Annotated in this window: 20 protein-coding genes; 12 read left to right on the forward strand and 8 right to left on the reverse strand. The window is 68.9% G+C overall.

Annotated elements, in window-relative coordinates; translation table 11 throughout:
- Nucleotides 1-22 precede the first annotated feature (22 nt).
- Nucleotides 23-2,179 (reverse strand): Sec-independent protein translocase protein TatCt, encoded by a 2,157-nt coding sequence (gene tatCt / locus ABY42_RS00875; protein WP_004973855.1) that lies wholly within the window; start codon nucleotides 2,177-2,179, stop codon nucleotides 23-25.
- A 130-nt stretch (nucleotides 2,180-2,309) separates the two neighbouring features.
- On the opposite strand from tatCt, the gene tatC reads away from it, so the two are divergent.
- Both tatC and ABY42_RS00885 read left to right on the forward strand, forming a co-directional pair.
- Entirely contained in the window at nucleotides 2,310-3,752 is a 1,443-nt protein-coding gene (gene tatC / locus ABY42_RS00880; protein ID WP_050458469.1) for a twin-arginine translocase subunit TatC, read from the forward strand.
- A 104-nt stretch (nucleotides 3,753-3,856) separates the two neighbouring features.
- Nucleotides 3,857-4,180 carry a hypothetical protein gene (locus ABY42_RS00885; RefSeq protein WP_050458470.1) on the forward strand — a complete coding sequence of 108 codons (324 nt, stop codon included), beginning with the start codon at nucleotides 3,857-3,859 and terminating at the stop codon, nucleotides 4,178-4,180.
- Nucleotides 4,181-4,210: 30 nt separating this feature from the next.
- On the opposite strand, the gene ABY42_RS00890 is transcribed toward ABY42_RS00885, so the two are convergent.
- Nucleotides 4,211-4,693, reverse strand: a complete 483-nt coding sequence (locus tag ABY42_RS00890; RefSeq protein ID WP_050458471.1) for an SRPBCC domain-containing protein — start codon at nucleotides 4,691-4,693, stop codon at nucleotides 4,211-4,213.
- A gap of 74 nt (nucleotides 4,694-4,767) precedes the next feature.
- Here ABY42_RS00890 and ABY42_RS00895 point away from each other — a divergent pair, with 74 nt between their 5' ends.
- On the forward strand, nucleotides 4,768-5,406 hold the full coding sequence (locus tag ABY42_RS00895; protein WP_050458472.1) for a histidine phosphatase family protein: 639 nt from the start codon (nucleotides 4,768-4,770) through the stop codon (nucleotides 5,404-5,406).
- Between the two features lie 45 nt (nucleotides 5,407-5,451).
- On the opposite strand, the gene larE is transcribed toward ABY42_RS00895, so the two are convergent.
- Entirely contained in the window at nucleotides 5,452-6,339 is an 888-nt protein-coding gene (larE, locus tag ABY42_RS00900; RefSeq protein WP_004973846.1) for an ATP-dependent sacrificial sulfur transferase LarE, read from the reverse strand.
- Nucleotides 6,340-6,516: 177 nt separating this feature from the next.
- On the opposite strand from larE, the gene ABY42_RS00905 reads away from it, so the two are divergent.
- The 4 genes from ABY42_RS00905 (at nucleotide 6,517) to rpiA (ending at nucleotide 10,816) form a co-directional block, all read left to right on the forward strand.
- Nucleotides 6,517-8,511, forward strand: a complete 1,995-nt coding sequence (locus ABY42_RS00905) for a MutS-related protein (RefSeq protein ID WP_050458473.1) — start codon at nucleotides 6,517-6,519, stop codon at nucleotides 8,509-8,511.
- 54 nt (nucleotides 8,512-8,565) lie between these two features.
- Nucleotides 8,566-8,835 carry a hypothetical protein gene (locus tag ABY42_RS00910; protein ID WP_004973844.1) on the forward strand — a complete coding sequence of 90 codons (270 nt, stop codon included), beginning with the start codon at nucleotides 8,566-8,568 and terminating at the stop codon, nucleotides 8,833-8,835.
- 113 nt (nucleotides 8,836-8,948) lie between these two features.
- On the forward strand, nucleotides 8,949-10,073 hold the full coding sequence (locus tag ABY42_RS00915; RefSeq protein ID WP_004973842.1) for an ORC1-type DNA replication protein: 1,125 nt from the start codon (nucleotides 8,949-8,951) through the stop codon (nucleotides 10,071-10,073).
- A 50-nt stretch (nucleotides 10,074-10,123) separates the two neighbouring features.
- The gene (gene rpiA / locus ABY42_RS00920; RefSeq protein WP_050458474.1) at nucleotides 10,124-10,816 is read left to right on the forward strand and encodes a ribose-5-phosphate isomerase RpiA; all 693 of its coding nucleotides are present in this window, start codon (nucleotides 10,124-10,126) and stop codon (nucleotides 10,814-10,816) included.
- Between the two features lie 166 nt (nucleotides 10,817-10,982).
- Here the strand turns inward: rpiA and ABY42_RS00925 are convergent, their stop codons facing one another.
- Nucleotides 10,983-11,150, reverse strand: a complete 168-nt coding sequence (locus tag ABY42_RS00925) for a DUF1931 family protein (protein WP_004045310.1) — start codon at nucleotides 11,148-11,150, stop codon at nucleotides 10,983-10,985.
- 186 nt (nucleotides 11,151-11,336) lie between these two features.
- Here ABY42_RS00925 and larB point away from each other — a divergent pair, with 186 nt between their 5' ends.
- The 4 genes from larB (at nucleotide 11,337) to ABY42_RS00940 (ending at nucleotide 14,193) form a co-directional block, all read left to right on the forward strand.
- The gene (larB, locus tag ABY42_RS00930) at nucleotides 11,337-12,098 is read left to right on the forward strand and encodes a nickel pincer cofactor biosynthesis protein LarB (protein WP_004973839.1); all 762 of its coding nucleotides are present in this window, start codon (nucleotides 11,337-11,339) and stop codon (nucleotides 12,096-12,098) included.
- A 124-nt stretch (nucleotides 12,099-12,222) separates the two neighbouring features.
- Complete coding sequence (locus tag ABY42_RS20155) at nucleotides 12,223-12,372, forward strand: DUF7563 family protein (RefSeq protein WP_187367346.1); 150 nt, start codon at nucleotides 12,223-12,225, stop codon at nucleotides 12,370-12,372.
- Nucleotides 12,373-12,466: 94 nt separating this feature from the next.
- Entirely contained in the window at nucleotides 12,467-12,706 is a 240-nt protein-coding gene (locus tag ABY42_RS00935) for a GIY-YIG nuclease family protein (protein ID WP_004973837.1), read from the forward strand.
- Between the two features lie 113 nt (nucleotides 12,707-12,819).
- Nucleotides 12,820-14,193: a phosphoglucomutase/phosphomannomutase family protein gene (locus tag ABY42_RS00940; RefSeq protein ID WP_004973834.1), complete on the forward strand. Its 1,374-nt coding sequence runs from the start codon at nucleotides 12,820-12,822 to the stop codon at nucleotides 14,191-14,193.
- A gap of 10 nt (nucleotides 14,194-14,203) precedes the next feature.
- On the opposite strand, the gene ABY42_RS00945 is transcribed toward ABY42_RS00940, so the two are convergent.
- From ABY42_RS00945 to samp2, 3 genes are all read right to left on the reverse strand, one after another.
- Nucleotides 14,204-14,584, reverse strand: coding sequence for a DUF7344 domain-containing protein (locus tag ABY42_RS00945; protein ID WP_004973832.1), 381 nt, complete (start codon nucleotides 14,582-14,584; stop codon nucleotides 14,204-14,206).
- 77 nt (nucleotides 14,585-14,661) lie between these two features.
- A complete protein-coding gene (locus ABY42_RS00950; protein WP_050458475.1) occupies nucleotides 14,662-15,141 on the reverse strand; it encodes a GNAT family N-acetyltransferase in 480 nt (159 codons plus the stop codon).
- Between the two features lie 8 nt (nucleotides 15,142-15,149).
- Nucleotides 15,150-15,350, reverse strand: a complete 201-nt coding sequence (gene samp2 / locus ABY42_RS00955; RefSeq protein ID WP_004065555.1) for a ubiquitin-like small modifier protein SAMP2 — start codon at nucleotides 15,348-15,350, stop codon at nucleotides 15,150-15,152.
- Nucleotides 15,351-15,455: 105 nt separating this feature from the next.
- On the opposite strand from samp2, the gene ABY42_RS00960 reads away from it, so the two are divergent.
- Complete coding sequence (locus tag ABY42_RS00960) at nucleotides 15,456-16,439, forward strand: replication factor C small subunit (RefSeq protein WP_004973825.1); 984 nt, start codon at nucleotides 15,456-15,458, stop codon at nucleotides 16,437-16,439.
- 78 nt (nucleotides 16,440-16,517) lie between these two features.
- Here the strand turns inward: ABY42_RS00960 and ABY42_RS00965 are convergent, their stop codons facing one another.
- Nucleotides 16,518-18,767 carry a GAF domain-containing protein gene (locus ABY42_RS00965; RefSeq protein ID WP_193492841.1) on the reverse strand — a complete coding sequence of 750 codons (2,250 nt, stop codon included), beginning with the start codon at nucleotides 18,765-18,767 and terminating at the stop codon, nucleotides 16,518-16,520.
- Between the last annotated feature and the right edge of the window lie 78 nt (nucleotides 18,768-18,845).

Below are 18,845 nucleotides of genomic sequence, written 5' to 3' on the forward strand. Positions count from 1 at the left end.
GCGGTCGCTCCGAGGACCGCCCTCACTCCGCCGCGCCGCGGGCGGGCGAGAGGTCGCGTCGGCCGCCGACCGTCAGCACGAACAGGACGCCGAGACCGACGCCGTAGGCAGCCATCAGCGGGAGCGTCACCATGAACATCGTCGTGATGCTCGCGGGGGTGAACACCGCCGAGATGGCGAGGATGAACACCGTGACCTCGCGCCAGCGCTTCCGCATCATGCGGTAGCTGATGCCGGCGGTGTTGAGAAGCACCATCAGGATGGGGATGTCGGCGAGGAGGCCGATGCCCGCGGTGGTGAAGAAGATGAGCCAGAAGAAGTTGGTGATGCGGTAGGAGATTATCATGTTCGCCGCGATGGCGTCCTCGACGAGGAACGTGATGACCGTCGGCGCGACGTAGCTGTAGCCGAGCGCGAAGCCGCCGAGGAGGCCGCCGACGAGCGCGCCGGTCCACAGGAAGACGGTCCGGCGGCGCTTGCGGATGATGTTGCGCTCGCGGAGCGCGGGCCACGCGAAGTACGCGACGAGCGGGAGCGTCGCCAACACGGCCAGAATCGTCGAGAACTTCACCTCGAAGATGAGCGCCTCCATCGGGTGGAGCGCGACGACGTTGAGCACTTCTTCCGGCGTCACCGCGGCGGGTAGTCGGCCGAGGAAGTCCTCGTAGACGTCCCTGATGCCGCCCGTGTAGAGCCAGCCGAACGTCGACGCGAGGACGAGCATGAACCAGCCGACGACCCAGAACGCCCGCGAGGTGACGGAGTCGACGATGAACGCGATGTCGGTGTAGTAGCCGCCGATGTCGTCCTCGTCGGTCTCGCCCCCGGTCAGTTCGGAGAAGAACGCGCCGCCCGCGCGGGTCGTCCGGTCTTCGAGTTCGCCCGGCTCGTCTTCGGCGTCGGCCGCCTCGGCCTCGCGGTCCGCTTCGGCCTCGTCGAACCGGTCGATGAGGGCCTGCGCTTTGGCCTTGTCGCCGTCGTCGATGGCGGCGGACGCGAGGCTCATAATCTCGTCTTCGTCGCGGTCGGCGAAGACCTCGGGCGGCGCGGCGCGGACGCCCGCCACGTCGAGCGCGGAGAGGTCGAGCTTCGAGGGGTCGCCGACGCCGACCTCGGTCCGTTCGAGCCGCTCGATGTCGCGGTAGACGAGGTACGCGAGGCCGAACGCGAGGCCGACGACGCCGCCGGCGACGACGAACGCGCCCAGCACGAGCCCCGAGCCGGGGTCGAGGAACACGTAGTCGCTTCCGACCGCGGCGAGTCCGTCGTTGACGAGACCGACGCCGCCGTACTCGTAGAAGGCGTAGACGAGGAGGCCGCCGACGACGCCGACGCCCGCGAGGAGGTTCCAGTGGTGGGTCGCCGTCGCCTTGACGTCCATCTTCTCGCTGCCGCGTTTGGCCGTGACGACCACGCGGGCGAGATAGAGGCTGAAGGCGTACAGCGTGATGACGGGCACCGCCCACATGATTTGGGTGAACGGGTCCGGCGGGGTGAACAGCGCGCCGAACGCGAAGATGCCGACGACGGCGTGCCGCCACTTGTCGCGGAACAGTTCGTAGGGGACGATTTCGGCGTAGGAGAGCGCGGTCATCGCGAGCGGAAGCTGGCTCGCGAGACCGAACGAGAGCGTGAGCAGGAAGATGAACTGCGCCCACTTCACGATGGAGTAACTCGGCGTGAAGCCGGCCGACAGCGCGTTCTGCGCGAGGAACGCGAACGTGAACGGGAAGAAGACGAAGTAGCCGTAGGCGACGCCCGCGGCGAACAGCACGACCATCGTCAGCGCGATGAGCGCGAGTTTCCACGGCGCGACGGGGGATTTCGGCCACGCGCCCCGGGCTTTCAGCGCGTCCCGCGAGACGTAGATGAACGGCGGGAGCGCGAAGAGAACACCCACGACGAGACCGATTTTCGCCTGCAGGAGAATCACGTCGAACGGCGTCTGGGCGATGATGCTGACGTTGCCGGAGACGCTGGCGTCCATCTGTGCCTTGGTCACGCCCCGGAAGAACTCCCAGACGTAGAGTCGGAGCGCGTAGAACGTTCCGAGGAACCCGACGAGGAAGACGATGAAGACCTTCTGGAGGTCTTTTTGCGCCGCTCGGAGCATCGCACCGGCGGTCTCGCGGCCCGCCGCGATGGTCTGTTGGGTGTCCTCGTCGAGGGCGCTGGACATACGTACGTGGCGAAAGCAGTCTGGCGGTTATCAATCTTTTTCACCGCGGGCGTGATTTCGGCTCCCTCGACGCACCTCCTCGGCGCGATGCGAAAAGACCTATAACTGGCCGGAAGCGTAGGACACCTGAATGGCGGACGAGGAGCGCGACACAGGGCTCTCTGCGGCCGACGACGAGACGGACGCCTCGGACGACGCCGACCAGCGCTCGTCCGACGAGTCTGACGACGACGGGGCTTCGTCGTCCGACGGTCCGGTTTACGGTCGAGTCACCCCGCGAGACGAGACCGTTACCGACGGGTCTGCCGACGACGCTTCCGACGACGCCGATACCGACGAGACGGAAGACGACGCCGGCGATGCCGACACTGATGCGGCCCCCGAAGAGGACGCGGAGGATTCCGATTCCGAAGAGGACGCGGAGGATTCCGACTCGGACGACGGCGTCGAGGACTCCGACGCTGATGCCGATTCTTCCGGAAGTACCGGTGATAGCGACGACTCCGACGATAGCGACGACTCCGACGACGAGCCGCGCCTCCTCGCCGACGACGAACACACCTCACACGTGCCCGAGGGGACGTACGACGATTCGAGCGACGAGTCGGCCGACGACGCTGGACCGGACGCGGCGGCCGACGGCGCGAGCCCGGCGCTGACCGGCGAGGACGAGGTGGGCGGCGTGGCTCCGTCGTCCGTCTCAGTCGAGGACGCCGACTTCGACGACCCTGAGTTCGAGGGCGACGACTTCGACGACGAGGACGTTGGTGGCCTCGTCGGCGAGGCACCCGAGAGCGACCAGGAGATGCCGCTGACTGCGCACATCGAGGAGATGATTCGCCGGCTGGCGGTCGTCCTCGGCGTCGCCGGCGCGATTACGCTCGTGCTCTTCCCCGGCGCGGACATCCTCAACGCGCTCGTGGACACGCAGGCCGCCTTCGGCATCCACATCCCGAGCGCGACCGACGTTATCAACTTCCTCTGGAACTCCCACATCCCCGGCGCGGACACCATCGTGGACCGCCGGCCGCGGCTCTACGGTCCGCTCGAACTCATCCTCACCAAACTGAAGGTCGCCGGTCTCGCCGGCACCGTCATCGGCCTCCCCGTGTTCGTCTACGAGACGTACCTGTTCATGCGCCCCGGGCTCTACCCGAAAGAGCGCAAGTACTACCTCGCGGCCGTGCCGACGAGCCTCATCCTCGCGCTCGTCGGCGTCCTCTTCGCGCACTTCGTGGTGCTCCCGGCCATCTTCGCGTACTTCACCTCCTACACCGAGGGGACGGCGGTCGTCGCGTTCGGCCTCAAAGAGACGTTCAACCTCATCCTCATCCTGATGGGCTACATGGCGGTCGTCTTCCAGATTCCGCTGTTCGTGGAGTTAGCCATCATGATGAACCTCGTCACCCGGCAGTGGCTCGAAGACCGCCGCCTGCTGTTCTGGGGCGCGTTCCTCGGCCTCGCGTTCCTCGTCAGCCCCGACCCGACGGGGATGGCCCCCATCATCATCGGCGCGACGATGATCGTCCTGTTCGAGGGGACGCTCGCGGTCTTACGCTGGACCGGGAACTGACCGGCGTCTCGTTTCTTTCCCGTTTTCTGTCCAGCCGCTCCCGTTTTTCACCGACCGCCGACCGTTCAGAAGAGCTATTGCAGAATGGTTAGAATAATAACACGATGGCCGACCTCGTCGCCCTGTCGGTGGTCGCCCTCCCGCTCTGGTTCGTCGTGAGCGTCTGGGCCGGCATCGACGCGACCAGACACAGTTCGCACAACGCCTTCCTCTGGGGCCTCTCGGTGTTCGTCGGCGGGATTCTGGGCTTGGCGCTGTACCTCAACCTCGGGCGCGACGAACCCGGGGTGGGCCGCCGCGTGTCCGGTCATTCGGGGTCGCCGAACGGCGCCCCTTCTGTCCGCACCGAGACCGTTACCTGTCCGAACTGCCACTCGCTGGAGGAGGCCGACCGGGACACCTGCCGTTTCTGCGGCAAGTCGCTGTAACGCGTCGAACCTCCCGGAGACCGCGGGGAATCACGCCGCGTCCGACGACTCCGCCGCCTCCCGCTTCTCGGCGGCGACCGTCCCCTCGACGCGCGTCTTCAGTCCCTCGTTCATGGCGACGAACCCAGCCTTCGTCTGCTCGCCGACGAACCGCAACAGGAGTCCGGCGAGGACGCCGGAGAACGTCTCCGCGTGCTCGAAGCGCGTGCGCTCGCCGCCGTCGAGGGGTTCGAGGCGGAACCGGTGTTCGCCGTCGAACAGCCCCGGGAAGACGAGGTGGCCGAGCCAGCGCAGTTCGCGGTGTTTCTCGCAGTGGACGACGTCGGGTTCGAACTCCGACTCGCGGCCGCCCGGCGGCCGCAGGTGGACGGTGAGCGTCGCGCCCTCGTTCGGCCGCCCGGCGATTCGCATGAACGGGTTCCACTCGGGGTAGCGGTCGAAGTCGACGAGGGTCTCCCACACCCGTTCGGGCGGGGCGTCTATCTCGATGCTCGTCTCGATTTCGTGTGCCATACCCAACAGTTGGCGCGCCGAGACCGTGAATCTCGCGCGGAACACTCATTGCCGGTGGGGAGAGAGACGGACGTATGGCAACCCTCCTTCTCGCCAGACACGGCGAGACGACGTGGAACCGCGCCGGGCGCGTACAGGGGTGGGCCCCCGTGTCGCTCACCGAGCGCGGCCGCGCGCAGGCCGACGCCCTCGCGCACCACGTCGTGGACTCCTACGAGGTCGACCGCCTCGTCTCCTCCGACATCGAACGCGCCCAAGAGACCGCCCGCCCCATCGCCCGCGAACTCGGTCTCGAACCCGTCCTCGACTCCGCGTGGCGCGAGCGCGACGTGGGCTCGCTGCAGGGACTGGAGTTCGACGAACTCACCGACCGCTACCCGCAGTACGCCCTCTCGGCGGTCGGCACGCCCGCCGCCCGCGAGCGCCCGCCGAGCGGCGAGAGCCTCGTCGAGGTCCGCCGGCGCGTCCTCAACGCCCACGAGGGGCTGGCCGATTCGCTCGACTCCGACGAGACGGTACTCGTCGTCAGCCACGGCGCGCCGATTCGGCTGTCGCTCGGCGAGGTGAAGGGACTCGACATCGTCGAGGCGATGCTGTCGCAACCGCTCGACAACGGCGGGCTGTGCGAGTTCGAAGTCGAACTGAGCGACGACGGTGACGAACCGTCCATCGGCGTCGTCGCCGAGAACGAGACGCAGTTTCTGACGACGTAGGTCGGTTCGGCGGTCCGGTCCGAGTTTCTGACTGTCGTCTCTCAGCTACTTTCGCATCGGGTAGTCCTGCGCGAACACGTCGTCCACGAGGAGGTCGTCGCCCGAGTCGGCGTCCGCCTCGGCCGCGGGGCTGACGCTTCCCGTCCGATAGCCGTGGAGGTCGAGCGTGACGTGGTCGAAGCCGGCGTCCTTCAGGTGGTCGCGGGCGGCGCGAACGAAGTCGGCGTCGAGGGCGCGGTCGAGTTCCTCCGGCGCGACCTCGATGCGGGCGAGGCCGTCGTGGTCGCGGACGCGGAACTGCTCGAAGCCCCACGTGCGCAGAATCGTCTCGGCGCGTTCGACCCGCGAGAGCCGCTCTTCGGTGACTTCGAGGCCGGTCGGAATCCGCGAGGAGAGACAGGCCATGGAGGGCTTGTCGGCGACCGAGAGGTCGTACTCGTCGGCGATGGCGCGGACTTCCTCCTTGGTGATGTCGTGGGCGAGAAGCGGCGACAGCACCTCTAACTCCTCGACGGCGCGGAGGCCGGGGCGGTGGCCCTCGCCGGGGTCCGAGGCGTTCGTCCCGTCGCAGACGGCCTCGATGCCGCGGTCGCGGGCGGCCTCGTACATCCGGCCGAGGCGCATCGTCCGGCAGTGGTAACACCGGTCGTCGTCGTTGGCGACGAAGTCGGGGTTGTCCAACTCGGAGAACTCGACGGTCAGGTGTTCGATGCCGATTTCCTCGGCGACGCGCTTCGCGTCGTCCAACTCGGCGTCCGGGAGGGTCTCGCTTTTCGCGGTGCAGGCCACCGCGTTCTCGCCGAGCGCGTCGTGGGCGAGTGCGGCGACCACGCTGGAGTCCACGCCGCCCGAAAAGGCGATGAGGACGCTCTCGCGCTCCGCGAGCGCCTCGCGTACTGCGTCGGCCTTCGCCGCGGTATCTCGCTCGCTCATGGCCTCCCTTCCCGGCCGACGGTCAAAAGCCCCTCGTCCCCGGCGCGAACGACCGCGAAGGGCGCACGCGCCCCCGAATCGGACGAAACGAGCGCTCCCGCGGCGGCGCGACCCGCGCGTCGTCCCCGAGTCACCACCCCGCGACTTTTTGTCCTATGCCGCGATAGGTCCGGCCGAATGGACTTCGAGACCATCCCGGGCGTCGGCGAGAAGACCGCCGCCGCGCTCGCGGAACTCGACGACGCCGAGCGAGCGCTCACCGACGGCGACGTGGCGGCGCTCGCGCGGGCACCGGGGCTCACGGAGGGCAGGGCGGCGGCCATCGCCCGCGGGGCGATTCGCCGCGACCACGACGACCCCGGCGGCTTCCTCGCCACCGACCGCGCCTCGGAAATCTACCGCGACGCGCTCGGTCTCCTGCAGGCGCGGACGGTCACGACGTACGCCGAGAAGCGACTGGAGACGCTGTTTCCCACCGGGTCGGCCTCGCGCATCGAGGAGGTCCGGGCGTTCGCGGCCGACGCGACCGACCTCGACCCCGACCCGGACGTGCTCGCCGCGCTGTCGGGCGTCGAACCCCTCGCGGACCCGAAGCCGCGTCGCGTCCGCGAGCGCTGTATCGCCACTGCCGACGCGGAGCGCTACGCCGCCGCCAAGGAGGCGTTCCCCGAACTCTCAATCGAGGTCGTCGAGGACGGCCGCGACATCGCCGAACTCGCGCGGTCGTACTCGACGGTGGTCGTCCTCGACGAGTCGTTCGCCGGCATCGACGTCGACGGCGATGTGCGCGTCCTCCCCGACGCCGCCGAGCGGACCGACGAGGTCGTCCCCGAGCGACTGCTCGCCTTCTTCGCCGCGAACCGCGAGGCGCTTTCGGCCGCCGCCGCGGTCCACGAGGCCGCCGGACTCTCCCCGCCGTGCGACCTCGCCGCCCTCCGAGACGCCCTGTCCCGACTGGCCGACGACGGGACCGTCCTCGGCGACGACGAACTCGAACGGCTCTCGAACGCGGTCGACGACCTCGACACGGCCGTCTCGACCGCCGAATCGGTCGCCAACGACCGCCTCCGCGACGTGATTCGCGAGCGCGACGTGACCATCGAGGGGACCGATTTCCTGTCTCTCGTCGAGCAGGGCGCGCGCGTCGACTCCCTGCTGTCGCGCGAACTCGAAGACGAGTTCGACGAGGCGCTTTCGGCCGCCCGCGACCACCTCGTGGAGTCGCTGTCGCTCCGCCCCGGCGAGGCCGACCTGACGGAGCGCGTCTTCCCCGAGGACCCGTCGTTCCCGCTCGGCCACGACGAGGAGGCGGTCGGCCGGCTCCGGACCGAACTGAAGGCCGCCCGCGACCGCCGCGCCGCGAAGCTGAAAGCCGACCTCGCCGCCGACCTCGGCGACCTGCGCGACCCCGTCGAGACGCTGGTCCGCGACGCGCTCGAACTCGACGTGCGCCTCGCCGTCTCGCGGTTCGCCCGCGACTTCGACTGCGTCTTCCCCGAGTTCACCGGCGCGGCCGGAAACGACGGCGCCGGCTCGTTCGCCATCGAGGCCGGCCGCTCGCCCCTCCTCGACGTGGACTTCGCGGACGTCGACCCCGTGGACTACGAAGTGTCGGGCGTCACGCTCCTCTCGGGCGTCAACAGCGGGGGTAAGACCTCGACGCTCGACCTCGTGGGGCTCGTCGTCGTCCTCGCGCACATGGGGCTTCCCGTGCCCGCCGAGTCGGTCCGACTCTCGCGTTTTTCCGAACTCCACTACTACGCCAAGTCGCAGGGAACCCTCGACGCCGGGGCCTTCGAGAGCACGCTCCGCGACTTCGCCGCGCTCACCGACGGCGCGGCCGACCGACTCGTCCTCGTGGACGAACTGGAGAGCATCACCGAACCCGGCGCGTCCGCCAAAATCATCGCCGGCATCCTCGAAGAACTCGCGGAACAGGGCGCGGCGGCCGTGTTCGTCTCGCACCTCGCCGGCGGCATCCGCGAGGCCGCCGACGTGTCGGTCGCGGTCGACGGCATCGAGGCGGTCGGGCTGGAAGACGGCGAACTCGTCGTCAACCGCTCGCCCGTGAAGGACCACCTCGCACGGTCGACCCCGGAGCTCATCGTGGAGAAACTGGCCGGCGAGAACGAGACGAGTTTCTACGGGCGACTGCTGGAGAAGTTCGACTGAGGCGGTCACCCGCGGCGACACACGATTTATTTAGCCTCTCCGACAACTTCGCCCGTGCCCTCCGATTCGCTCTCCCCTGAAGAACGACAGCAGTACGACCTCGTCTACCACGCCACGAAGAACGCCGTCTGGGACGTGTTCGGGACCGCAGTGTACCTGTTATTTCTGGTGTTCGGTGGGTTCCTCGTGCTGTTCGGCTTCGTGCTTCCGGCGCTGGGTGCGCTCTCGCGGACCGGCGGGACGCCGGTCGTCCTCGGCGTCGGTGCGGTCGGACTGATTCTGCTCGTCGCCATCGGTTACCGAATCGTCCGGCTCCTTCAGTAAGTGACGTACCGGCTCGCGACCTCCCACCGGACCGCGGCGACGACCACCGTCGGTCCCCCGTCGGACGCCGCCGCGGTAAACGATTAAGTCCCCCGCGCGTGGTACTTCACTCGATGAGGGAGGACCCCGAAGAGGGGATGCTGTCGTGGGACGAGACCGTGTTCCGCGACGAACACGTCTTCGAAATCGACCACGTTCCGGAGACGTTCAACCACCGCGAGAGCCAACTGCGGAGCCTGAAGTACGCGCTCCGGCCCGCGGTCCGCGGCTCTCGCCCCCTGAACACGATGGTGCGCGGGCCGCCGGGGACGGGCAAGACCACCGCGGTCCAGAAACTGTTCGGCGAGTTGGGCACGCAGTCGGGCGTCCGGACTGTCCGGGTGAACTGCCAGGTCGACTCGACGCGCTACGCGGTGTTCTCGCGCGTCTTCGAGCACATCTTCGAGTACGAACCCCCGTCGTCGGGCATCTCGTTCAAGAAGCTGTTCGGCCAGATAACCGACCGCCTCGTCGAGGACGACGAGGTGCTCGTCGTCGCGCTCGACGACGTGAACTACCTGTTCTACGAGAACGAGGCGTCCGACACGCTCTACTCGCTGCTCCGCGCCCACGAGGCGCACTCCGGCGCGCGCATCGGCGTCATCATCATCTCGTCGGACCTCTCGCTCGACGTCATCGACGAACTCGACGGGCGCGTCCAGAGCGTCTTCCGGCCCGAGGAGGTGTTCTTCCCCCGCTACGACGTGGACGAAATCGTCGATATCCTCCGCGGGCGGTCGAAACGCGGCTTCCACGAGGACGTCATCGGCGCGCCCGAACTCGACCAGGTCGCGGAGTTCACCGCCGACAGCGGCGACCTCCGGGTCGGCATCGACCTGCTTCGGCGCGCCGGCCTCCACGCCGAGATGCGCGCCTCCCGCACGGTCGACATGGAGGACGTGGAGGCGGCCTACGACAAGTCGAAGTACGTCCACCTCTCGCGGTGTCTGCAGGGGCTTTCGGACCCCGAGCGCGAACTCGTCCGGGTCGTCGCCGAGTACGACGGCGAGCGCGCCGGCGCGGTGTACGACGCCTTCAACGAGGAGACCGGCCTCGGCTACACGCGCTACTCCGAACTCGTGAACAAACTGGACCAACTGGGCGTCATCGAGGCGCGATACACCGAAATCGAGGGGCGCGGCCGCACCCGCGCCATCTCGCTGGCCTACGACGCGGACGCGGTCTTGGACCGCCTCTGACGCCGCCGCTTTCGGGACCATTTTTACTCGCCGGCCGAGTCGGCTGAGCCATGAAGACTACCGGCGGAACCGACGCGCAGAAGCGCCGCGCCGCGGAGGCGGCGGTCGAAGCGGTCGAAGACGGAACCGTCGTCGGCCTCGGCACCGGCAGCACCACCGCCTTCGCCATCCGCGCCATCGGCGACCTCGTCGCCGACGGCCTCGACGTTCGGGGCGTCCCGACCTCCTTCGCGTCCCGCGAACTCGCCCGCGAGTGCGACATCCCCGTCGCCGACCTCGACGAAGTCGACGCCGTCGACCTCGCCATCGACGGGGCCGACCAGGTGGCGACGACCGACGGGGCGCTCGTCAAGGGCGGCGGCGCGGCCCACGCCCGCGAGAAGATGGTCGACGCCTTCGCCGACCGATTCCTCGTCGTCGCCGACCCGTCGAAGACCGCGGAAACGCTCTCGCGACCCGTCCCCATCGAGGTGCTCCCGTCGGCGCGGACGACCGTCGCCGCGAGCGTCTCCGACCTCGGCGGCGAGGCGACGCTCCGCCGCGCCGAGCGCAAGGACGGCCCCGTCGTCACCGACAACGGGAACCTCGTCCTCGACTGCGAGTTCGGTGCCATCGCCGACCCCGAGTCGCTCGCGGCCGACCTCGCGTCGCTCCCCGGCGCGGTCGAACACGGCATCTTCGTCGGCCTCGCGGACGCGGTCTACGTCGGCACCGACGACGGCGTCGAAGTCGACGAGTTCTGACTCGGTTGGTCCGGCGCTCGAACCGCTCTGCGGTGGACCGAGTGGTCCGGCGCTCGAACGGACGCCTTCGACCGGCGCGGCTCACGGGACGAGTCGACTCGCTTCGCGGGACACAACCGGGGCTCACCGGCCGGCGATAAAAGAACGAGAGGTCTAAAGACCGAGTTTACAGGTCGCGGGGCTGGACCGTCTTACGGTCGTTCTGCTCAGCGCGGCGAGCAGCGTCTTCGAGAAGCTCCTTGACTTCCTCGTCGAGAGCGTCGTAGAAGTCCGAGGCCACGTTCTTGTCCTTGAGCGCTTCCTTGACGGCTGCCTTGACAATGAGGTCTGCCATACAGAATGTCCTACCAATTCTCCTTTAATAAACTTTCCTATATTGGACGTTAATACCGCCGGATTTGGGGGTTATGGCGCTTCTATGAGGACGGATTTCCGAGGAACAATCTCCACTTATATATGCTTTATCCCCGCGAGGGCGGAACGACGGGTATGAGTACGCCTCGGGCCAACGTGCGGCCATATGCGCGACATCTTGGAGGCGGTCGCGGACGGTTCGCTCTCGCCCGCCGAGGCGGAGGTACGACTCTCCGGCTACGCGACGACCGACGCGGGACGGTTCGACGCCGCCCGAGAGACGCGGCGCGGCGTCCCCGAAGCGATTCTCGCGGAGGGGAAGACGCCCGACGAGACGGCGACGCTGGCCGTCGCGGCGGTCGAAACGAGCGGTCGGGCGCTCGTCACCCGGGCCGACACCGCTCACGCGGAGGCCGTCGCCGACGCCCTCCCGGACGCCGATATCGACCGCGACGCCCGGGCGAAGACCGTCGTCGCGGCCGCGCCGGACTTCGAGCGCCCCGACCTCGACGCGACCGTCGCCATCGCCACCGGCGGCACCTCCGACGCCGAGGCCGCGGGCGAGGCGGCCGCGGTCCTCCGCGAGATGGGCGTGGACGTCGAACGCATCGAGGACGTGGGGGTCGCCCACCTCGGTCGCGTGCTCGACAACCTCGACACGCTCCGCGAGGCCGACGTGGTCGTCGTCGCCGCCGGCCGCGAGGGCGCGCTGCCGACCGTCGTCGCCGGCCTCGTCGACACGCCCGTCATCGGACTGCCCGTCTCGACGGGCTACGGCCACGGCGGCGACGGCGAGGCGGCCGTCCTCGGGATGCTCCAGTCCTGTACCGTGCTCTCCGCGGTGAACGTCGACGCCGGCTACATCGCCGGCGCGCAGGCCGGACTCATCGCCCGCGCGGTCTCGGACGCCCGCGACGACGACGCCTGACTGGACGTTATTCTCCACCTCGTGGTCGTGCGCGATTTCGCGTGCGTACGCACACGCGCGAAGCCCTCATATGGGTGGGGTACTGTATGTCATACACCGGCTTGGTGGCTGCCGGACCGCAACAATGCCAGTCTGTGACCACTGCGGGTCACACGTCTCCGAGCGCTTCGCACGCGTGTTCGCCGACAAGGACGGTCAGGTTCTCGCCTGCCCCAACTGCTCGGCGAACGCGGGTATCGCGGAGGTCGCTCGGCAGCGTGCCCGCACCGCATGACCACTGAAGCGAGAAAAGACCACCACGCGAAGCCAACACCTCGTGCACGAGGTCGGGCGGTGGGTTCATACCCGCGCCCCTGAACCATTCTCTCGTGCACTTCGTCTACGTCATCGAGTGCAGCGACGGCTCGCTGTACACCGGGTACACGACCGACGTGGAGCGACGCGTCGCGGAACACGACGCTGGCGAGGGCGCGAAGTACACCCGCGGCCGGACGCCGGTCGAACTCGTCCACGTCGAGGAGTTCGACTCGAAGTCGGCGGCCATGTCCCGGGAGTACGAGATAAAACAGCTCCGCCGCCGGGAGAAACAGCGGCTCGTCGAGTCGTGAGCGAACCGGGACCGCGTCGCGGTCGGCTGTGCCCTCGTCGGACCGCCGCGGCACGCCCCCGCACCCGTCGGCTCGTAACGTAGTTTTTTGCCCCGCCGCGGAGTGGTGCGCGTATGGACGAAATCTCATTCGGGACCGACGGGTGGCGCGCCACGCTGGACACCTTCACCGACGACCGCGTCCGCGTCGTCGGACAGGCCGTCGCCGACTACCTCGCCGACGAGGGCTTCACCGCCCCGGTGCTCGTCGGCTACGACGCCCGCGAGACCTCGCCCGGCTTCGCGGAGTCGCTCGCCGAGGTCGTCGCCGGCAACGGTTTCGACGTGCTCCTGCCCGAGCGGGACTGCCCGACCCCGCTCGTCGCCTACGCCATCGCCGAGCGCGGCCTCTCGGGGGCGCTCATGGTCACGGCCTCGCACAACCCGCCGGAGTACAACGGCGTGAAGTTCATCCCCTCGGACGGCGCGCCGGCGCTCCCCGACGTGACCGACGCGGTCGCCGAGCGACTCGCCGAACCGGACCTCCTACCCGAGTCCGAACGCGGGACCATCGAGCGCGTCGACGTGGTCTCCCCGCACGCCGACCACGCGATGGACCTCGTCGGCGACGACCTCTCGGACCTCACGGTCGTCTACGACGCCATGCACGGCAGCGGCCGCGGCGTCACCGACGCGCTGCTCGAAGCCGCCGGCGCGGAGGTCGTCCGCCTGCGCTGCGAGCGCGACGCCGACTTCGGCGGCATCTCGCCGGAGCCCTCCGCGGAGAACCTCGAAGGCCTCGCCGAGGCGATGGCCGAACACGACGCGGACCTCGGGGTCGCCAACGACGGCGACGCCGACCGCATCGGCATCGCCACGCCCGACCGCGGCGTCCTCGACGAGAACCTCTTTTTCGCCGCCGTCTACGACTACCTGCTCGAATCCGACTCCGGGCCGGCCATCCGGACCGTCTCGACCACGTTCCTCATCGACCGCATCGCCGAGGCCCACGGCGAGGAGGTGTTCGAGACCGCGGTCGGCTTCAAGTGGGTCGCCGACGGCATGCGCGAGCACGACGCGCTCATGGGCGGCGAGGAGTCCGGCGGCTTCTCCGTCCGCGGGCACGTCCGCGAGAAGGACGGCGTCCTCATGGGCCTGCTCGCGGCGGCCGCGACCGCCGAGGAGGACTTCGACGCCCGCCTCGACCGCATCGAGGCCGAACACGGCGAAATCGTCGCCGACAAGATAAGCGTCGCCTGCCCCGACTCCGAGAAGGCGCGCGTCATCGACGACCTCGAGGACGTGCTCCCCGAGACGGTCGCCGGCCGCGACATCGCCAAGGTCGTCACGCTCGACGGCTTCAAACTGCTCTTAGAAGACGGCTCGTGGCTCCTCGTCCGCCCCTCGGGCACGGAGCCGAAGATGCGCGTCTACGCCGAGGCCGGGAGCGAAGACGCGGTCTCGTCGCTCCTCGAAGCCGGCCGCGAACTCGTCGAACCGCTCGTCTGAGCGGCCGTTTTCAGGGCTCTCTCGTCTCTTCTTCGTCGCCGACGGGTCTGACGACCCCGCGGTACGCCGGCGTGAAAAGCGGGAGCGTCTCCGCGTGCTCGGTCAGAGAGACGCCGTCTCCCGCGGCCTCGACGAGGTCCGCGGCCTGAAGCTTCGGCAGGTGGACGTGGACGATTCCGACCTCGGCCTGCTGGACGACCTGCACGTCCACCTCGTCGGGCGGCAGGTCGGTCGTCCGAACCGCGAGGGCGACCGCGAGGTCCCAGACCGACGTCGGCTCCGCCCGGTCGTGGAGGTACTCCAACACGTAGCGGCGCGACGGGTCGGAGAGCGCGTCGAACACGCGGTCCCAGTCGGTCAGGATACGGTCGCTCCGGTCACGCTTTGCCATGGGCTTGACTCCCTAACCCTTGACGACCGGCGGCTAAATCTGTGTCGGTTGGTAACACCTACCAATCATCGGGTCCGTTACTCGTCCCGCAGGACGCCGCGAAACCGGTCGTCGCCCACGCCGGTGTCTGCGGCCGCTTCCGCGTCCTCACCTCCATCCCCATCCCGCGCCTCGATGTCGAACCCGAGCGACTCGTAGAACGGTCGGACGCCCCCGTCGAAGTCGGCGACGAGTCGCCCCCGACGGCCGAACGCCGCCCGGACGAGCGCGGTTCCGACGCCCCGCCCGCGTCGACTCGGGGAGGTTGCCACGGCCTCGATGTAGTCGCCGTCGAGCGCCAGCGCGCCGACGACGCGGCCGGACGCCTCGGCGACGAGACAGTCGCCCGCCGCCAGTCGGTCGCGGACGTCGCCCGCGTCGGCTTCGAGCAGTCCGGCGTCGAGGACGCGCATCACGGCCACCAGTTCCTCGGGGTCGCCCTCGCGGACGCGGACTCCGTCGTCGCTCTGGGTATCGTCGCTCTCGGCGGTATCGTCGGCCTCAGCGGTGTCGTCCATGCCGCCGACTACCCGCCCTTGATGAGGCGGAGCACCTTCACGCGGTCGACTTCGACGGGCTGGTCTTCGGGGACGGGGCGGCCGTCGACGAGGACGGTCACCTCGTGGGGACTGAGGTCCACCGCCCGCACGAGGTCCGCGTAGGTCCCGTCGTCGCCGACGGCGACCTCGCTGGTCTCCTCGCCGACGACCTCGACGGTCACGTTCATGGTCGCTCGTGGGTCGGGCGCGGGTTTCAGTCCGTCGGCTCGGCGTCGCCCGGGGGCGCTCTCCGTCTCGCACGGTTTATGTGCGGGGCGGTCGGTAGAACGGATATGAGCGAGGCCGCGGAGTCGGGCGACGCCCCGGCGGGTCGTGAGATCTGGATCGAGAAGTACCGACCGCAGACCTTCGACGACGTCTACGGACAGGACGACATCGTCGAGCGCCTGCGGAGCTACATCGAGCGCGACGACCTGCCGCACCTCCTGTTCGCGGGACCGGCGGGCGTCGGCAAGACCACCTCCGCGACCGCCATCGCCCGCGCCATCTACGGCGACGACTGGCGCGGCAACTTCCTCGAACTCAACGCCTCCGACGAGCGCGGCATCGACGTGGTCCGCGACCGCATCAAGAACTTCGCGCGCTCGTCGTTCGGCGGCCACGACTACCGCGTCATCTTCCTCGACGAGGCGGACTCGCTGACGAACGACGCCCAGTCGGCGCTCCGCCGGACGATGGAGCAGTTCTCCGACAACACGCGCTTCATCCTCTCGTGTAACTACTCCTCGAAGATTATCGACCCCATCCAGTCGCGCTGTGCGGTGTTCCGCTTCTCCCCGCTCGGCGACGACGCCGTCGCGGAGCAGGTCCGCGACATCGCCGCGGCCGAGGACATCGAGGTCACCGAGGACGGCCTCGACGCGCTCGTCTACGCCGCCGGCGGCGACATGCGCCGCGCCATCAACTCCCTGCAGGCCGCCGCGACGACCGGCGAGGTCGTCGACGAAGAGGCCGTCTACATGATCACCTCGACGGCCCGCCCGGAGGACATCGAGGAGATGGTCCGGGCCGCCATCGACGGCGAGTTCACGACCGCGCGCAAGCAGTTAGAGACGCTCATCGTCGACACCGGGATGGCCGGCGGCGACATCATCGACCAGCTTCACCGCTCCGTCTGGGAGTTCGACCTCGACGAGCGCGAGGCCGTCCGCCTCATGGAGCGCATCGGCGAGGCCGACTACCGCATCTCCGAGGGCGCGAACGAGCAGGTCCAACTCGAAGCGCTCCTCGCGTCGCTCGCGCTCTCGCAGAACTGACCCGAACTGAACTGAATCGAACTGGACCGAACCGGCCGCGCCGGCCGCCGCGCTCCCCGGTCTCTCCTCGTTTTCGCCTCACGCCCGGAACTCGAAGCGCGCGCCGCCCGCCGTCCCCGAGGTCACGATAGCCGACCAGCCGTGGGCCTCGGCGATGGATTCAACGATTGCGAGCCCGTAGCCGATGCCGTCGTCGCCGGTCGTCTCGCCGGGCTCGAACACCTCGTCGCGGCGCTCGGGGTCGATGCCGGGGCCGTCGTCTTCGACGTAGAAGCCGCCGTCGACGCCGCCGACCTCGACGCGAACGTCGCTTCCGGCGTGTTCGACCGCGTTCCGAAAGAGGTTCGCGAGCAGTTCGGCGAGGCGGTCCTCGTCGGCGTCGACGACGACCGACTGGCAGGTGACTAACTCGGCGTCCGCGGTCTCGGTCGTCGCCCACGCCTGCCGGGCGACGCTCGCGAGGTCCACGCGTTCGGTCTCGTCGACCAGTTGGCCGCGGCGGGCGAGCGACAGGAGGTCGTCGATGAGCTCTTCCATCTGTTCGAGCGCCCGCTTGGCCGTATCGAACCGCGACTCCTCGCCGGTCTCGCGGGCGAGGTCGAGGTTCCCGCGGGCGACCGAAAGCGGGTTCCGCAGGTCGTGGCTCACGATGTTCGCGAACTCCTCCAATCGCTCGTTCTGTCGCTCTAGCTCGCTTTCGCGGGTCTTCCGCTCCGTGATGTCGGTGTAGATGGCGTACCCCGACCCGCGCTCTTCGCCGGGCGACAGCGGGACGACGTTCAGGATGAACTCGCGGACGCCGCCGTCGGTCCGACGGCGGACCTCGCCGCGGTAGCTTTCGCCGGCGGCGACGAGAAGTTCGGGGATGGTTTCGTCCGCGCCCGGTTCGGGCACCGGGTCTGGGTCGGGCTCCGGCGGGACGATTCGCCCGAGCAGGTCGCTTCCGACCACGTCGTCGGCGTCGTAGCCGAAAATCGACTGGAACGCCCGATTCACGTCGCGGACGGTGAGCGCGCCGCCCTCGACGTCGTAGGCGACGGCGGCGTCGGAGACGTGTTCGAACAGCGCGGTCGAGCGGTCGCGTTCCTCCCTGAGCCGCGATTCCGCGCGGATGCGCTCGGCAGTGACCGCGACGTGCGCCATGAGGAGTTCCGTCAGTTCCGCGTCTCGCTCGTCGAACGCGCCGGGCGTGAACGTCGTCGCCTGAAAGACGCCGAGGTCCCCGATGGGGACGCTCAGGACCGCGCGGTACATCCGCTTGACCGGCCGCGCCTCGGGGTGGTCGCGCACGTCGTCGGTGATGTCCGTCTCCCCCGACAGGTACACCTCGGCCGCGATGCCCCCGTCGTCGAGGGGGACGCGCTCCGCGCCGTCGGCCGGCGCGTCGGACGAGATGGCCGCCGGAACGATGTAGTCGCCCTCGACGACGCCCACGTAGCTGATGTCGAACTCGAGGATGTCGTCCGTGATTTCGACGGTCCGCTCGAACAGTTCGTCGAGGCTCGTCGCCGCGGCCAGTTCGGTGGCTCCCCGGTGGAGTCGCTCTATCTGCTCGCGGCTCTGTCGAAGCGCGGCCTCGGACTCGATTCGGCTCCGCGTCTCGGAGACGTAGGACACGAGGAGTTCGGCCAGCGTGAGGTCGGTCTCGTCGTACGCGCCGACCTCGTTGGAGATGGCCTGAAACACGCCGTCGTCGCCCAGCGGGACGCTCACCGCCGAGCGGTAGGCGGGGTCGTCGGGGTCGGCCTCGGGGTGGTCGCGCACGTCGTCCACGAGAAACGAGCGTTTGGTCCGGTGCGTCTCCCCGAGCAGGCCCGTGTCCGAGGGAATCGGCCCCGTCCCGGCCATGTCGTCGTTGTTGGCGGCGACGTAGAAGTCGTCCCCGTCGTGGACGAAAAACGAGGTGTTGTCGAACTCGAGGATGTGCTCCGTGAGGCCGATGGCGCGCTCGTAGAGTTCGTCGACCGTCTCGGCCGTGATGAGGTCCGTCGTCCCCTCGTAGAGCCGCTTGAGCCGGTCCCACTCGGCGTCGTTTCGGGCCGTCGCCACCGCTTCGGCGTCTCTGTCGGCGGTCGACGCGAGCACCCATCGAACCTGCGATTCGAGCCCGGAGCGGTCGCCGCGGCTGACGTAGGCGTCGAACCGCTCGGGCCGCTCGACAGTCGCTGGCGGGACGTCGGTGTACAGAATGGTCGGCACGTCGTCGGGGACCGGCGCGTCGGGGTCCGTGACGACGACGCAGGCGGCGTCGGACGGGTCGTTCTCGTCACTCGTTGACGCCACCGTGACCCCGTCGCCGAGGTCGATATCGTCGAAGTCGTCGTCCACGAAAACCGTTGGTTCCGTCACGTGCACGGCAGTCTCCCTATCGAACGACAACGAGAACTATAATCGTTGCGGCATGTT

It is taken from the genome of Haloferax gibbonsii, from assembly GCF_001190965.1.
Lineage (GTDB): Archaea > Halobacteriota > Halobacteria > Halobacteriales > Haloferacaceae > Haloferax > Haloferax gibbonsii.

Coding starts and splice junctions, on each gene's coding strand:
- tatCt (WP_004973855.1), bottom strand. CDS start 2,179: ATGTCCAGCGCCCTCGACGAGGACACCCAACAGACCATCGCGGCGGGC.
- tatC (WP_050458469.1), top strand. CDS start 2,310: ATGGCGGACGAGGAGCGCGACACAGGGCTCTCTGCGGCCGACGACGAG.
- ABY42_RS00885 (WP_050458470.1), top strand. CDS start 3,857: ATGGCCGACCTCGTCGCCCTGTCGGTGGTCGCCCTCCCGCTCTGGTTC.
- ABY42_RS00890 (WP_050458471.1), bottom strand. CDS start 4,693: ATGGCACACGAAATCGAGACGAGCATCGAGATAGACGCCCCGCCCGAA.
- ABY42_RS00895 (WP_050458472.1), top strand. CDS start 4,768: ATGGCAACCCTCCTTCTCGCCAGACACGGCGAGACGACGTGGAACCGC.
- larE (WP_004973846.1), bottom strand. CDS start 6,339: ATGAGCGAGCGAGATACCGCGGCGAAGGCCGACGCAGTACGCGAGGCG.
- ABY42_RS00905 (WP_050458473.1), top strand. CDS start 6,517: ATGGACTTCGAGACCATCCCGGGCGTCGGCGAGAAGACCGCCGCCGCG.
- ABY42_RS00915 (WP_004973842.1), top strand. CDS start 8,949: ATGAGGGAGGACCCCGAAGAGGGGATGCTGTCGTGGGACGAGACCGTG.
- rpiA (WP_050458474.1), top strand. CDS start 10,124: ATGAAGACTACCGGCGGAACCGACGCGCAGAAGCGCCGCGCCGCGGAG.
- ABY42_RS00925 (WP_004045310.1), bottom strand. CDS start 11,150: ATGGCAGACCTCATTGTCAAGGCAGCCGTCAAGGAAGCGCTCAAGGAC.
- larB (WP_004973839.1), top strand. CDS start 11,337: ATGCGCGACATCTTGGAGGCGGTCGCGGACGGTTCGCTCTCGCCCGCC.
- ABY42_RS20155 (WP_187367346.1), top strand. CDS start 12,223: ATGCCAGTCTGTGACCACTGCGGGTCACACGTCTCCGAGCGCTTCGCA.
- ABY42_RS00940 (WP_004973834.1), top strand. CDS start 12,820: ATGGACGAAATCTCATTCGGGACCGACGGGTGGCGCGCCACGCTGGAC.
- ABY42_RS00945 (WP_004973832.1), bottom strand. CDS start 14,584: ATGGCAAAGCGTGACCGGAGCGACCGTATCCTGACCGACTGGGACCGC.
- ABY42_RS00950 (WP_050458475.1), bottom strand. CDS start 15,141: ATGGACGACACCGCTGAGGCCGACGATACCGCCGAGAGCGACGATACC.
- samp2 (WP_004065555.1), bottom strand. CDS start 15,350: ATGAACGTGACCGTCGAGGTCGTCGGCGAGGAGACCAGCGAGGTCGCC.
- ABY42_RS00960 (WP_004973825.1), top strand. CDS start 15,456: ATGAGCGAGGCCGCGGAGTCGGGCGACGCCCCGGCGGGTCGTGAGATC.